The following is a 13,801-nucleotide window of genomic DNA, read 5'->3' as shown; positions in this document are numbered from 1 at the left end:
GAATTTGTGCTGTCTGAGGGCGAAGCCCGAGTTCACAAATTCGAGTGAGCGAGTCTAAGAAGGGTCGACATTTTCGGCAGAAGGGAAAGGACATCTTCATGAGAGTTTTTGCTTGACCTGTGGCCAGTGTGGCCGATAGACTGTGCGGGCTGGTGGATGGAAACCTTTAACAAGGGAGGGTGCTCGTATGAGTAGAATCTTGGCCTTTTTCTGTCTTTTATCTTTCCTTATTCTCTTTTTTAGTTTTTCCGGGTGCAATATCTTTTCAAGCGGTGGCGGTGGGGGAAACGCAGAGGATCACATTGCGAAAGGGAGAAAGTACATAAACGACTCCGAGTACGCCAAGGCGCTCGCAGAGTTCGAGAAGGCAGTCAATGCGGACCCTCTCTCATCCGATGCTCTGTATTACTATGCAAAGGCCTATCAGCTTGCAGAAGGAGTCAGTATTGCGACGCTGCTCAAGGAGGTTGCCAAGGGACAAGGGGCGCAGGGCGGCGTGCCTGTCTATGAGAGAACTGGAAACGGCCCAAGCTATGACTACAGCGAAAAGACCGCCATGTATCGTAGTGCAATAGTGGTTGTCAGGTGTCTTAATCCAATAGTACAGGGGCTGACTCACGGAGATATTGTGGCGGATGATGTGAGATTCGATCTTTCAGTCGGTACAAGTCTTAGAGCAGTCCTTAACCTGAGAGATTCAAACGGAGACGAAGTCATCGACAACAGAGATGTCTATCTGTCAACTTCTGCAGGCGGAGCGGGCGGGGGATTCAATCTCGGTGGCACTGGCACTACGTCTTTCAAGACCCTAGCTGATTCTCTTGGTTCCAACCCTGATTCTGTGAACCAATTCATCAATCAGGTCGGAGATTTCCTCGAGACTGCGGGCGACCTGGTGAGTGATTTCCTTAAACAGTCCGGGGCAGACACGACGAACGCTCAGGATGTCCAGAAGTTCATCGATGACATAAAGAAATCGATAAACATGTACTATGTGGCACCGGCGACCTGCCCTGCTTCGGTTAATACTTCGGACGCTCAGAGCATGGCTGCTTGCGACAACGACGGTGACGGAAGGTATAACGAAGAGCTCATAAACGGCATTGACGATGATGCTGACGGGCTTATTGATGAGGACGCCGTTCTTCCTACGGCGGCAGCCCTTAGGAACGTCAAATGTCCAAGTTGTCCTTAAAGGATTCCACTGCGATGAAATTCAATTCGCCTTGTGTGTTTGTGGAAGAAAAAACGAATCCAAAGGAGTCTGGAGGTAATTCAAGATGAGAACGATTTCATTCTTTCTGGCATTTGTCGCGTTACTTGTTGTCTGTGCCGCTCCACTTATTGCCGGTGACGCGGCGACGACAAGGCTCCCGGTGGCGCGGACCCTCGGAATGGGCGGAGCGTATCTTGCCATAGCAAATGACCACAATGCGCTCTACTCCAACCCGGCGGGTCTTTCGAGGGTAAGGGGGATGAGCATCTCCATCCCCAGCATTTCTTTTCATACTAATCAGGACCTTATCGACATCAGCCAGGATGTCACCGATTTCATTGATGAGCACGAGAGCGAGTTTGCAGATTTCGACAGCGTGACAGACGATTTCCTCAGGGGGCTTGACCCGTTTGACGACAGATGGATGAGTTTTGCGGTTGACCCTCTGGTAGATCTCGTGTTTCCTCACTTTGGGCTTGGTGCCTACAGCACAATTGACGCCAGGTTCAAGATCGACAGAGGAATCTATCAGCCCAGAATCTCCGTCCAGGTGAAGAATGACATGGTCGGAGTGGTCGGAATCTCGAAGTCCCTCGGGCTCCTGGGAAAGAAAATGGACATCGGAGTTAGTGCAAAATACATCCAGAGGAGACTGCTCTCCGAGAGTCTTTCCGGCACTGATGCGAGCACATTCGATGAGGAGTCAATTCAGGACATGCTCGACACTCTGGAGACGGCAAAGACAGGGCTCACGTTTGATATCGGCGCCCTGTATCCGCTGAATGGTGCCACCACTTTGGCTCTGGTTCTAAAGGATGTTGCCGGCAAAGTAGATGATGAAACAATTCCGATGACCGTGAATGTCGGGATTGCTTCGAGACCTGCAATCCTCAAGATAATCCCGCTCTTCCGGAACACAGTAATTGCCGCCGACGTTGACGACATCTTCGGGGAAGGCAGTATGCTCAACAGAGTTCATCTGGGAGCGGAGACAAAGTTTGCCTTACTGCCTTTCATAACGCTGAGAGGCGGATTCAACCAGGGATATCCGACTTACGGATTGGGCCTGAACCTTCTGATTGTGAGGCTTGATTTTGCCTATTATGGTGAAGAGCTTGGCTCAAAGCCCGGTCAGATACCCCAGTGGAATTATTTCGGAACGATAAAGATCGGATTCTAGCAGCGCGTTGACAGCAGAGACCCCCTCACCTCAATCCTCTCCCCAAGGGGGAGAGGGTAGGGTGAGGGGGGTTCTCAGCTCATGTGCTGAACTTAATATAGATGACATCGCCGTCCTTCACCGGATAGTCTCTACCCTCAAGTCTCAAGATTCCTTTCTCCCTCGCAGCCGGCAGAGTCTTCCACTTCACAAGCTCATCAAAAGAGATGACCTCTGCTTTGATGAAACCTCTCACCATGTCGGTGTGAACGGCATCCGCGGCATCAAGCGCCGTTCCGTCTTTTCTCAAGCTCCACGCCCTTACCTCGTTCTTTCCGATTGTGAAGAATGTAATTTGATTCAACGCAGCAAGGCACGCCTTGAGAACCTTTTCCCTGTGGAGTTCTCCAACGCCGAGCTCGATTATGAAGTCCCCTCTTTCGTTTTCGGGGAGTGCGAGAATCTCAAGTTCGGTTTTTCCGTAGATTCTGGCGCAGTTGAGATTTCCGCCCGGCTCAAGAGGAGGAACTTCTTCATCGCCCATATTGAGGACTGTGAGCATGGGGAACATCGAAAGAAGCCGGAAGCTCCGCAGCATCTTCTCCGTATCGCCGGAGAAATGGAGGTCTCTGAGACGGTGACCTGCTTCAAGTTCCTTCAGACAGTTCCTGACCACTTCCTCCTCTCTGGGATTTTCCGTTTTGCCTACCTTCCGCTGTTTCTCTATCTGTGCGAGTCTCCTTTCAAGCAGCTCAAGGTCGTAGAGAAGAAAGTATGTAAGAATCGAATCAAGGTCACGCTTGGGGTCGGGAGATCTCTGCTCCCCGTCCAGAAGCTCGTCACGGAACGAGCGAATGACAACAATAAGTCCATCGAGCGAGTCGAAAAATGAGGCCTCACTTCCGGGCGAAAGCGGTTTACTCTCGCCAAGAGCGAGGCCGTCAACGAAATCCAGGTGTATCCTTACAAGCTTTTTGCCTTCATGGAGCTTGCCGAGAGTATCGAGCCTGTCGTCGGGTACCTCAATTGTCGCAAGATGCCACGAAGGACCGAGAGACTTTCCTTCTTTTCCAGAGGAAAGTATCTTGAAAAGAGTTGTCTTCCCGCTGCCCCTGAGGCCGACAATGCCAAGCCTCATAGGGTCTTTCACTTTTTCGCCTTCTCCTTCTCGATCTTTTTTATTTCTTTCTTAACCCAGTCTCGCTCTTCATGTTTCGGGAATCTGGCAAGAAACTCCCTGTACTTCTCGACCGCCTTATCCTTGTCGCCTGATTTCCCGTAGGTGTATCCGACAAAGAATGAGGCATCCCCACTGATCTCGCTCTCCGGAAACATTTCTCCCAGCATGGAGAAGTTGGAGACAGCATCAGCGAACCTCTTCTGTTTGAGGGCAATCCTCCCCATTGCAAAAAGGGCGTCATCAGCAATGCCGCTCTGATTTGTTTTGTCGCCGTTCACGATTATCTCGAATCTTTGGTTCGCCTCAGCGAACATTCCATGGTCTCTAAGCTTCTCACCGACCTCATCCAGGAACTTGTAATCTGAGGCCCTGGAAGGTTCCTCCGCAAGCATTGCAGAGAGAGTGCCTTTTCCGGCAAGATAGTCATTGACCTTGGAAACAAACTCGTGAGGCTTGGCGTACCCGACAACTCTGTCGGCCTCATCGCCCGAAGGGCGAAGCACGATGGTTGTCGGATAGCCTGCTACTCTGAATCCTCTTGCAAGGGTGGTGTCTTTGTCGGCATTTACCTTTGTTACGATGAAGTTCTTTGAGAAGTCGACGACTTCCCGGCTGGAGAATGTCTCCTTCTCCAGCCTCTTGCACCACACTCACCAATCTGTGTAGAAGAGAAGCAGGATATTTTTGCCTTCGCTTTTCCCCATTGCCAAAGCTGTATCGTAGTCCGGAACCCAGGAGACTTTCTCCTTTGCTTCCGAATAGGAAAAGAAAAGGAGAGCCAATGCCATAGCGACTGCTGCCGCGACAAAAGGCTGTCTCATATCTTCTCCCCTTTCTCGGAGAGGAGGCGCTTTATGACCTCCTCAAAGACAGACTTCTTCTGATACCCCACATACTTCTTGATAATGAAACCATCTCTTGAGATGAGGAAAGCGGTCGGGATGCCCCGAATGCCGCCATAGGCTTTCACCACATCATCAGTTCCCATGACAGTCGTGTACTCCATCCCGTACTTCTCGACAAAAGGCTTGACAACCCTCATGCCTCCCCGGTCGAGAGAAATACCTATCACTTCAAATCCCTCCTTCTTGTACTGTGAGTAGAGTTCCTTAAGATGAGGTATCTCCATCTTGCAGGGACCGCACCAGGTCGCCCAGAAATCAATGAGGACGACCTTCCCCTTGAAGTTGGAAAGCGTCACATCGTTCCCGGAAAGATCCTTGAGCGTGAAATCCGGTGCCTTGACAGCACCGCCTTTCTGCCCAAGAAGGGAAGAGAACGGAAGAATAGTCAAGAGCAAAACAAGAGAAAGAGATGCGCTATGCAGAAACCGCAGATGTCTCATCGGCAAATACCTCCCCGTTTTCAATTGATCTGTCAATTGCAACTCCTGCCACCTCCAGCATCTCACGAACCTCCGTGTCCACCCGCTGGGTCCACGAACGGAACGTCATCTTGGCAAACTCTTTTGCCTTTGTCCCCATCCTCACCCTCATTTCCCTGTCGTTTGCCAGAATGGCAAGTTTCTGAGCAAGTTCGATTCTGCTATCGGCGTTCACAAGAAAACCGGTCTCTCCATCTATGACAACGTTTGAAGTGTGGCCGACATTTGCCGCCACTACAGGAAGGCCGCAGATCATCGCCTCTCTCGTCGCGACGCCGCCGTTTGTGAAATCACTCACCGAGACGAAAACGTCGCTGCCGCGCAGGCAGTTCTCCACATCTTCCTGTTTGAGCGCTTCCAGAAGCCTGACATTTCTTTCAACACCCAGAGATGCCCTGAGTTCCAAAAGCTTCTCCTTTTCCTCCCCATCGCCGAAAATCAGGAAATAGACAGGATGATGCGTCATAGTCAGAGCAATCTTGGCTGCACGTATGAGCCTGTCAAGTCTCTTCCATCTTACGACTCTCGAGAGCGCCACAAAGAGGACGGAATCCCGTTCAAGGTCAAATTCTTCCCTCAGGTCCCGCGCCCTTCCCCCATTTTCCAGCCACTCAAGACTCGTCCCGCTGAGGAGAAAGCTGACTCTCGAATCCGCTGCTCCCGTACTTCTCACGAGCTCCCTCGCCTGAGTCCCATCTTCCACTATGAATATCCGTTCGAACGGCAGCTTGACAGCAATGAACTCCTCAAAGTTTCTCAGGAAATCATAAGGACGAGGCCAATTCCTTTTTCTATAGAACACGCCGTGGAGTTTTATCGTTCCGGGAACCCGCAGCATTCTCGAGACTATGAAAGCGACTGGCGCAGAGAGAGAGCTTATTCCGACAACGATGTCCGGTCTCTCTCTCGCTGCAATCGGAATTGCCCTCACAAGGTATGCGATCTGGAAAAAAAGATACGAGAATGGCCGCCAGAAATGAGAAAGAAGCCTTCCTCCGCCAAATCGTATCTCTTTCCAGGGAGCGACGGTGACTGAATGGCTGCCGTCAGACCGGCCAACATTCAATCTTGATCCCAGAGGCGCAATTGTATGGAGAACGTGCCCTCGTCTCAGGATTCCATGGAGGAATTCCCATCCCTCCCTTACACCACTGCCTTCACCCATAGCCCACAACCTTGGCCAGGGCCAAATGAGAAGGATTTTCAGGCGCGATTCTGCCATGAGCCTCCTGTTGTTAATGCTGGCCGTCGCCGGCGAAATGCCTGATCCGCTCCAGATATGCCAATGATATTGACGCGGCCGGCATTCGTCAACACTGGTGACCCGTGCTGGACTCGAACCAGCGACTCCCTGCTTAAAAGGCAGGTGCTCTACCACCTGAGCTAACGGGCCACAATCCCCACAGCCCATGCTATTTCAGGACAATCTTATGATGTCGTCCCGTTTTGAACCGACAGAAACAAGTGAAACCGGAACATTTACAAGCCCGCGGACAGCATCGAGATACTCTCTGGCCTTGGAAGGCAGGTCTTCCCACTTCCTCGCTGACGAAGTATCCTCTTTCCACCCCGGGAATTCCTCGTACACCGGATGCATCTCATCAAATGGAATCCCCTGCGGAATTTCTCGATGTTCTTCTCCGCGGACAAGATAGGCGCGACACATCTTGATTGTGTCGGCTGAGTCTAACACATCGAGCTTCGTAATCGCCATAGAAGAAATCCCGTTCACACGCGCGGAGAGCCGGAGGACTGGTATGTCAAGCCATCCGCATCTCCGGGGTCTCCCGGTCGTCCTTCCGTACTCGCTGCCGATTTCCCTCAGAATGACCCCGGTCCTGTCATGAATCTCTGTCGGAAACGGGCCATTTCCCACTCTTGTCGAATAGGCCTTGGCTACCCCAATGACTTCGTCGATCCTCCTTGGGGCTACGCCTGCCCCCGTGCAAGCGCCGCCGCTCACGGTGCTGGATGAAGTCACAAATGGGTAGGTGCCATGGTCAACGTCAAGCATGGTCCCCTGCGCCCCCTCAAAGAGCACACTCTGCCTGCGCTGCAGCATGTCGTCTATAAGAAGAGAGACATCCTTTATCATTGGCCGAAATCGCTCTGCGTGCAGGACATGTGATTCGAATATCTCATCCGCCATGACCTTGGCCTTATGCCCGGCCGCCCCTCTCAGGCGCTCGACATTCTCCTTGAGTTTTCTGGAAAAGATGTCCGGGTGGAGAATTTCGAACATTCTTATCCCCGTCCTCGCCACTTTGTCGGTGTACGCAGGACCTATTCCCCTTCGTGTCGTGCCGAGTTTACCTCCGGGATCTCTGCCTTCATCCATGTCTTCAACCTGAATGTGATACGGAAGAATGAGATGGGCATTTGGACTTATGAAGAATCGCCCTTCGAGCTTGAATCCTGCTTCTTCAAGCCCGTCAATCTCTTTTTTGAGCGAGAGGAGATCGATCACAACGCCGTTTCCGAGAAGGCATATCGTGCCCTTCCGGAGGGCGCCGGTCGGAACAAGATGAAGGACGAAAGTTCTGTCGTCTATGACGACCGTGTGACCTGCGTTCGGTCCTCCCTGGTATCTCACGACGGCATGAGAGTGCTCGGAAAGAACATCAACGATTTTCCCCTTCCCCTCATCACCCCACTGCATGCCCACTATCACTTTGGCCGGCACGATTCACCCTCCATCTGGAACCTCCGTGGAAATCTGCCCGGTAACATTCTAGTGAGGCAACAGCCAGCCTTCAGTAACAATTTCGACGAGTCAATGCGGGACTTACAGGACACGACACTAGTGGTGGGCAAGAAAAGTGGAGGAGTCTTTCCCTGGCTGCTGAACCTTATCTTCTCTTTTGTCGAGAGCGATCTCAAGAACCTCGTCCATGCTCTCTATCGGAATGAGCTCGAGGTCATTCCGGACTTCCGGCTGAAGTTCAGCGATATCCTTCTCATTCATCTTTGGTATGATGATCGTTCTTATTCCAGCCCTTTTTGCGGCAACCGCCTTTTCATTAAGACCGCCGACGGCCAGCACATTCCCTCGCAGAGTTATCTCGCCGGTCATCGCGACATCCTGCTTCGTTGGGATACCAGTAAGGGCAGAGACAAGTGCAGTGGCCATCGTGATACCTGCAGAAGGACCGTCTTTCGGAATCGCACCTTCCGGAAGGTGAACATGCACATCCACGTCTTTGTAGAACCACCTGTCAAGTCCGAGCATGCTTGCCCTTGAGCGTGCGTAGCTCAGCGCCGCCTGGCCTGATTCCCGCATCACGTCACCCAGCTTACCCGTCATGAAAAGCTCGCCCTTTCCCGGCAATATGCTTACTTCAACCGTCAGGACATCACCTCCGGCCTCAGTCCACGCAAGCCCGGTCGCAACTCCGACGCGGCTCCTTATCTCAACTCCCTGGGAGATGAACTTGGGAACTCCCAGATACTTCTCAACGTTCTTTGCTGTGACCCGGGTCTTCATGAAATTGCCCGACGCTTTTCTTCTGGCGACCTTTCTTGCGATGGATGCTATTTCTCTCTCGAGGTTTCTCACTCCGGCCTCTTTCGTGTAGCTTGTCGCTATCGAGCTCAGCGCACTGGTAGTTATCTCAAGGTCATCCGGATTCAGCCCGTTTGCCTTGAGCTGCTTCGGAACCAGAAAAGTCTTGGCGATGGCTCTCTTCTCAAACTCGAGATAGCCGGGGAGCCTTGTTGTCTCCATCCTGTCCTGAAGCGCGGGAGGAATTGTCTGAAGGATATTTGCCGTCGTAATGAACATCACCTCTGAAAGGTCAAAATCAACCTCAAGGTAATGATCGTTGAAGGTATGATTTTGCTCTGGATCAAGAACCTCAAGCAGCGCTGCGGCCGGGTCTCCCCTGAAATCGATGCCAATCTTGTCGACCTCGTCCAGGAGGAAGACCGGATTCTTCGATCCGGCTTTTCTGATTGACTGAATGATCCTCCCCGGGAGAGAGCCGATATAAGTCCGCCTGTGGCCTCTTATCTCGGCTTCGTCCCTTATGCCGCCGAGAGACATCCTCACGAATTTTCTTCCAAGAGCCCTTGCTATCGATTTTCCAAGGGATGTTTTTCCGACTCCCGGCGGGCCGACGAAGCAGAGAATCGGCCCCTTCAGGCTCTTCGAGAGTTTGAGGACCGCAAGGTGCTCAACGATTCTCTCTTTTACTTTTGTAAGTCCGTAATGGTCTTCATCCAGGATCGCGGCGACCTGCTCGATGTCAGGATTGTCCTCCGTCCTTATTTCCCAAGGCAGTGAGACAAGCCAGTCGATGTAGTTCCGGACGACCGTGGCTTCAGGCGACATGAACGCCATCTTCCCGAGCCGGTCGACCTCCTTCACCGTTTTCTCATGCACATCCTGGGGCATCCGGGCTTTCTTTATTGCCTCAGACAGCTCGTCGATCTCGTTTGCAAATTCGTTTTGATGCCCGAGCTCCTTCCTTATCGCCTTGAGCTGCTCATTCAGATAGAACTCTTTCTGGTTCTTGTGGACCTGGCTCTTCACCTGCCCTTCGATCTTTCTTTCGAGCCTCACAATCTCAAGTTCTGATGCAAGCAGCTTGACGAGATGATTCAGCCTTTCGTTGAGATCTTCGATTTCCAGTATCTCCTGCTTCTGGGCTACCTTTATCGCCAGATGGGAGCTTATTGTGTTAGCTATGGCATCGGACTCAGTCATACTGCCCAATGTCATCGTAACGTCCTCCGGCACCTTACGGCTCAGGCGGACATACTCGTCAAAAAGCGAGACCGCATTTCTTGTAAGTGCCTCAATCTCCAGAGTCTTCTCGTAGTTGTCCGGTATGGTTGATATTGTGGCGTAGGAAATGCTGTGACTGAAAGAGAACTTTCTCACCCTGGCTCTTATGATTCCCTCAACCAGGACCCTCATCGTGCCGTCAGGGTGCCTGAGGAGCTGCACGACGCGCACCACAGTTCCGACTCTGTGAAGATCATCCTTGCCGGGATCGCCAATCTGAGGTTTTCTCTGGGCGCATACGAAAACGACTTTGTCGGAGGCCATCGCTTCCTCGATCGCATTAAGCGATGGAAGTCGTCCGACAAGAAGCGGCAGAGTCATGTGCGGAAACGCCACCACGTCCCTCAGGGGGAGAAGGGGAAGCTTCTCCTTTATCTCAATGCTCTCCCCGTCTTTTTCCGAAGAAAGACTCACAGGATTCGTTCCTCCCTTACGCCTCTTTTCTCTTCTTCTCTCCCTTGTAGGTAAGGAGAGGCGGCACGGCATTACACACTACGTCTTTCGTGATGGTACACGCCACGACGTCAGGCCTTGATGGAAGGTCATACATCACATTGAGCATTGTGTCCTCGAGAACTGCCCTCAACCCTCTTGCGCCTGTTCCCCTTTTCTTCGCAAACTGGGCAACTGCCTTCAGGGCATCCTCGGTGAAATCAAGCTTCACGCCTTCCATGTCAAAGAACTTCTGGTACTGCTTTACTATTGCATTCTTGGGCCTGGTCAGAATCTCAACAAGCGCTTCCTCATCAAGCTGATCAAGCGAAGCAACAACCGGAAGTCTGCCAACCAATTCAGGTATGAGCCCGAATTTCAGAAGGTCTTCCGGTTCAACCATGGCCAAGAGCTCTCCAATCTTCTTTTCTTCTTTGGTCTTGATGTCAGCTCCGAACCCCATGACCTTCTGCCCGATCCTCTTCTCAACAATCTTGTCCAATCCTTCAAAAGCTCCTCCGCAGATGAAAAGAATGTCCTTGCTGTTCACTTCAATGTACTTCTGCTGAGGATGCTTCCTTCCTCCCTGGGGAGGCACGTTTGCGATGGTGCCTTCGAGGATCTTGAGGAGCGCCTGCTGGACTCCTTCACCTGATACGTCCCTTGTAATTGAAGGATTCTCAGTCTTTCTCGAAATCTTATCCAGCTCGTCAACGTACACGATTCCGTGCTCGGCATTGACAAGATTGAAATCAGCTGCCTGCAGAAGTCTTACAAGTATGTTCTCAACGTCTTCTCCCACATAGCCCGCCTCTGTGAGACAAGTTGCATCAACAATGGCGAAAGGGACCTTGAGAAACCTGGCAAGCGTCCTTGCGAGAAGCGTTTTGCCCGTTCCAGTCGGACCTATCAGGAGAATGTTGCTCTTTTCCAGCTCGACATCTTCCGCGGTACTTGGCGAATAGATACGCTTGTAGTGGTTATAGACTGCAACGGATATTATCTTCTTCGCTCGAGTCTGCCCGATGACATATTCATCAAGTATTTTCTTTATCTCAGGCGGCTTGGGAAGCGCCGGACGTTCAAGAGAGGTCCTCGGGTCGGTCTCTCCTTCAAGGATGTCGTTGCAAAGCCGGACGCACTCGCTGCAGATATAGACAGAAGGTCCCGAGACAAGCCTCGCAACCTCGTCCTGTCCCCGGCCGCAGAAAGAACACCTTATCGGATGCGGTGAAGAGATCCTTTTTCTCATTTATCGCCTGCCGTTTCCAGGTGCATCTCATCTCCTCTTTTCAATGACTTCATCAACAAGCCCGTATTCTTTGGCCTCTATGGCGGACATGAAGTAGTTCCTGTCCGTATCTTTTTGGATCCTGGCCAGGTCCTGTCCAGTGTGCTTGGAAAGAATCTCATTCATCCTTTCTCTCAAAGTCAGTATTTCTTTTGCATAGATCTCGATATCGCTGGCCTGTCCCTGGCTTCCTCCGGCCGGCTGGTGGATCATGACCCTAGAATGCGGCAGTGCAGAGCGTTTTCCTTTTGTCCCGGCGGCAAGAAGAAGTGCAGCCATGCTCGCCGCCTGTCCCATGCAGGTAGTCCAGATACTCGGCCTTATATACTGCATCGTGTCGTATATCGCGAGCCCCGCCGAGATCAGTCCGCCGGGGCTGTGTATGTAGAGGTGGAGATCTTTGTCAGGGTCTTCTGCTTCAAGAAAAAGCAGCTGTGCGATGACCAGATTTGCCACGGTGTCATCGATTGCGGACCCGATGAAAATTATCCTGTCCTTGAGGAGACGTGAGAATATGTCGTAAGCTCTTTCACCCCTCCCGGTCTGTTCGACGACTATAGGGACAAGCGACATTGTTTAGGGCCTCCTTCTGGTTATCCTCTCCCCTCATCTTGGCCCTCTCCCCTCTGGGGAGAGGTTGGTGAGGGGGATTAGGGTTAGGGGCCTCCTCACCACTCTCTTTTCTATTGTACACTTCGTCAGGGCGTTTGTATCAACCTTTCGACCGGTTTTGCGGTCTGAACCTCCACGATGTTCGCCTTTGAGAGCAGAAAATCAAGGACTTTCCTTTCAAAAAACGCGTTCCTGAAACGTTCGAAACCATTTCCTTTCTGAAGCTCCTTCTCAATCTCGCTTACTTCCTTGCCTTCCTCGCAGGCAATCTTGGCGATTTCAGCCTTCACTTCTTCCTCTTTCACCTCGAGGGATTCCTTCTTCCCGACCAAAGAAACCACGACTGTCTTCTTGAGGTTCCTTACAACATGCGGGCTGAACGCCTCCCTCAGTTTTTCCCTCTCCTCAGGTGAAAGATTCCCCGCTTCCTTTTCTCTTCGCGACACTATGTCGTCGAGGGCATCCTTGACCATGGAGGGCGGAAGCTCAAAGGAGTTCATCGTTATGAGCTCCTCCAATATCTTTTCCTCCATTGCCCTCCGGGATCTCAGCTTCTCCTCAGCTTCAAGGTTAAGCCTTATCCGTGACTTCAGCTCATCCAGGGTCGCGGCTCCCGCGTAATCCTTGGCGAATTCGTCGTTGATTTCCGGAAGCGTCTTTTCCTTCACCTCGCGCACGTTGATCCTTAGCTGGACATCCTGGTTGGCGAGATTCTTGTCCGGAAAATCTTCAGAGTAGTGGACCGATATGACTCTTTCTTCACCCGCTGAAGCCCCAAGGACTCCACGCGCAAAATCTTTCAGCAGCGTAGGCGAAGACAGATCTATCAGCGCCCCATCCCGTCTTGTCTTCTTTATCGGCCTACCGTCTTTTCCCAATCGAACAAAATCAACTACGACGAGATCAGTCTCCTTTGTGGGTCTCGCCACGGTCTCAAGCTTCGCGGCGATCTCCTGCAAACGAAGAAGCTCCTTCTCAACATCATCGCCGGCGGTTTCAAAATTCTCTCTCGTTACTTTGAGGCCATCGTATCCGTGAACCTCGATCTCAGGCCAGATCTCTACAGTTGCTTTGAATGAAAGCGGCTCGCCCTTTGTGAACTTGAGATCTCCAACTTCCGCCTGGCTTATCGCGACGAGGTTCGCTTCCTTAAGAGCCTCTTTGTAGAACCTTGGAATAATCCTGTCCAGGAATTCAGACTGAAGAGAGTGGCCAAAACGCGCCTCGAGCACATCCCTAGGGGCTTTACCTTTCCTGAAACCGGGGATAGCCGCCTTTCTCTGGAATTCGGCGACCACCTTATCAAGCTCTGTCTGGACATCTTCGGGTGGAATTTCTATTTCGAGCACCCGTTTCCAGGAACCTGCATCCTTGACTTCTACCTTAAGTGCCATTCGTCCGTTTACCCCCGTTTCCTCTGCTGCCCGCGAAGTACCCCAGGCATTTTCACTTATGGCTTCCCCGGCAATTGCGAGAGGGGGGATTTGAACCCCCATGAGTCTCCTCACTGGATCCTAAGTCCAGCGCGTCTGCCAGTTCCGCCACTCTCGCACTTTGGCGAAATCGGAACTGAGGTCTCAACACGTCAATTTCGCCTGGAATTCAGACTGAGCTCAGTTCGCACAAAATCCTTATCTTTCATGGCTCAGTATAAGGCTGGGGCGAACAAAAAGCAAGAAGTTGAGCTAGTGTGCCGTCCCAGAAATAACTTTACGAAATGCAGGGCGTTTCATAAGGCACA

Annotated in this window: 12 protein-coding genes and 2 tRNA genes; 2 read left to right on the top strand and 12 right to left on the bottom strand. The window is 51.8% G+C overall.

The window, feature by feature from the left end:
- Positions 1-187: 187 nt before the first annotated feature.
- Together QME66_10585 and QME66_10580 are read left to right on the top strand one after the other, a co-directional pair.
- Positions 188-1,195: a hypothetical protein gene (locus tag QME66_10585; protein MDI6809412.1), complete on the top strand. Its 1,008-nt coding sequence runs from the start codon at positions 188-190 to the stop codon at positions 1,193-1,195.
- 85 nt (positions 1,196-1,280) lie between these two features.
- Entirely contained in the window at positions 1,281-2,396 is a 1,116-nt protein-coding gene (locus QME66_10580) for a hypothetical protein (GenBank protein ID MDI6809411.1), read from the top strand.
- 79 nt (positions 2,397-2,475) lie between these two features.
- Here the strand turns inward: QME66_10580 and QME66_10575 are convergent, their stop codons facing one another.
- The 12 genes from QME66_10575 to QME66_10520 all read right to left on the bottom strand — a co-directional run bounded on the left by QME66_10575 (position 2,476) and on the right by QME66_10520 (position 13,611).
- A complete protein-coding gene (locus tag QME66_10575; GenBank protein ID MDI6809410.1) occupies positions 2,476-3,525 on the bottom strand; it encodes a DUF933 domain-containing protein in 1,050 nt (349 codons plus the stop codon).
- Positions 3,522-4,205, bottom strand: coding sequence for an outer membrane protein assembly factor BamD (gene bamD / locus QME66_10570; GenBank protein ID MDI6809409.1), 684 nt, complete (start codon positions 4,203-4,205; stop codon positions 3,522-3,524). Before bamD ends, QME66_10575 begins: the two co-directional genes overlap by 4 nt.
- Positions 4,206-4,376: a hypothetical protein gene (locus tag QME66_10565; protein ID MDI6809408.1), complete on the bottom strand. Its 171-nt coding sequence runs from the start codon at positions 4,374-4,376 to the stop codon at positions 4,206-4,208. It abuts the gene before it with no gap.
- Positions 4,373-4,900, bottom strand: coding sequence for a TlpA disulfide reductase family protein (locus QME66_10560; protein ID MDI6809407.1), 528 nt, complete (start codon positions 4,898-4,900; stop codon positions 4,373-4,375). The genes QME66_10565 and QME66_10560 overlap by 4 nt, the downstream gene beginning before the upstream one ends.
- Positions 4,875-6,161: a glycosyltransferase family 4 protein gene (locus QME66_10555; protein ID MDI6809406.1), complete on the bottom strand. Its 1,287-nt coding sequence runs from the start codon at positions 6,159-6,161 to the stop codon at positions 4,875-4,877. The genes QME66_10560 and QME66_10555 overlap by 26 nt, the downstream gene beginning before the upstream one ends.
- A gap of 95 nt (positions 6,162-6,256) precedes the next feature.
- Positions 6,257-6,332: transfer RNA gene (locus QME66_10550), tRNA-Lys, on the bottom strand.
- Positions 6,333-6,356: 24 nt separating this feature from the next.
- Entirely contained in the window at positions 6,357-7,622 is a 1,266-nt protein-coding gene (locus QME66_10545; protein ID MDI6809405.1) for an adenylosuccinate synthase, read from the bottom strand.
- Between the two features lie 117 nt (positions 7,623-7,739).
- Entirely contained in the window at positions 7,740-10,139 is a 2,400-nt protein-coding gene (gene lon / locus QME66_10540; GenBank protein ID MDI6809404.1) for an endopeptidase La, read from the bottom strand.
- A 16-nt stretch (positions 10,140-10,155) separates the two neighbouring features.
- The gene (gene clpX, locus QME66_10535) at positions 10,156-11,409 is read right to left on the bottom strand and encodes an ATP-dependent Clp protease ATP-binding subunit ClpX (GenBank protein MDI6809403.1); all 1,254 of its coding nucleotides are present in this window, start codon (positions 11,407-11,409) and stop codon (positions 10,156-10,158) included.
- A 27-nt stretch (positions 11,410-11,436) separates the two neighbouring features.
- Positions 11,437-12,021 (bottom strand): ATP-dependent Clp endopeptidase proteolytic subunit ClpP, encoded by a 585-nt coding sequence (gene clpP, locus QME66_10530; GenBank protein MDI6809402.1) that lies wholly within the window; start codon positions 12,019-12,021, stop codon positions 11,437-11,439.
- Between the two features lie 125 nt (positions 12,022-12,146).
- A complete protein-coding gene (gene tig, locus QME66_10525) occupies positions 12,147-13,556 on the bottom strand; it encodes a trigger factor (protein ID MDI6809401.1) in 1,410 nt (469 codons plus the stop codon).
- Positions 13,530-13,611 (bottom strand) — tRNA-Leu (locus QME66_10520). Before QME66_10520 ends, tig begins: the two co-directional genes overlap by 27 nt.
- Positions 13,612-13,801: the final 190 nt, after the last annotated feature.

Source organism: Candidatus Eisenbacteria bacterium (assembly GCA_030017955.1).
Classification (GTDB): domain Bacteria; phylum Eisenbacteria; class RBG-16-71-46; order JASEGR01; family JASEGR01; genus JASEGR01.
This window is presented reverse-complemented; position numbering and strand designations above follow the sequence as displayed.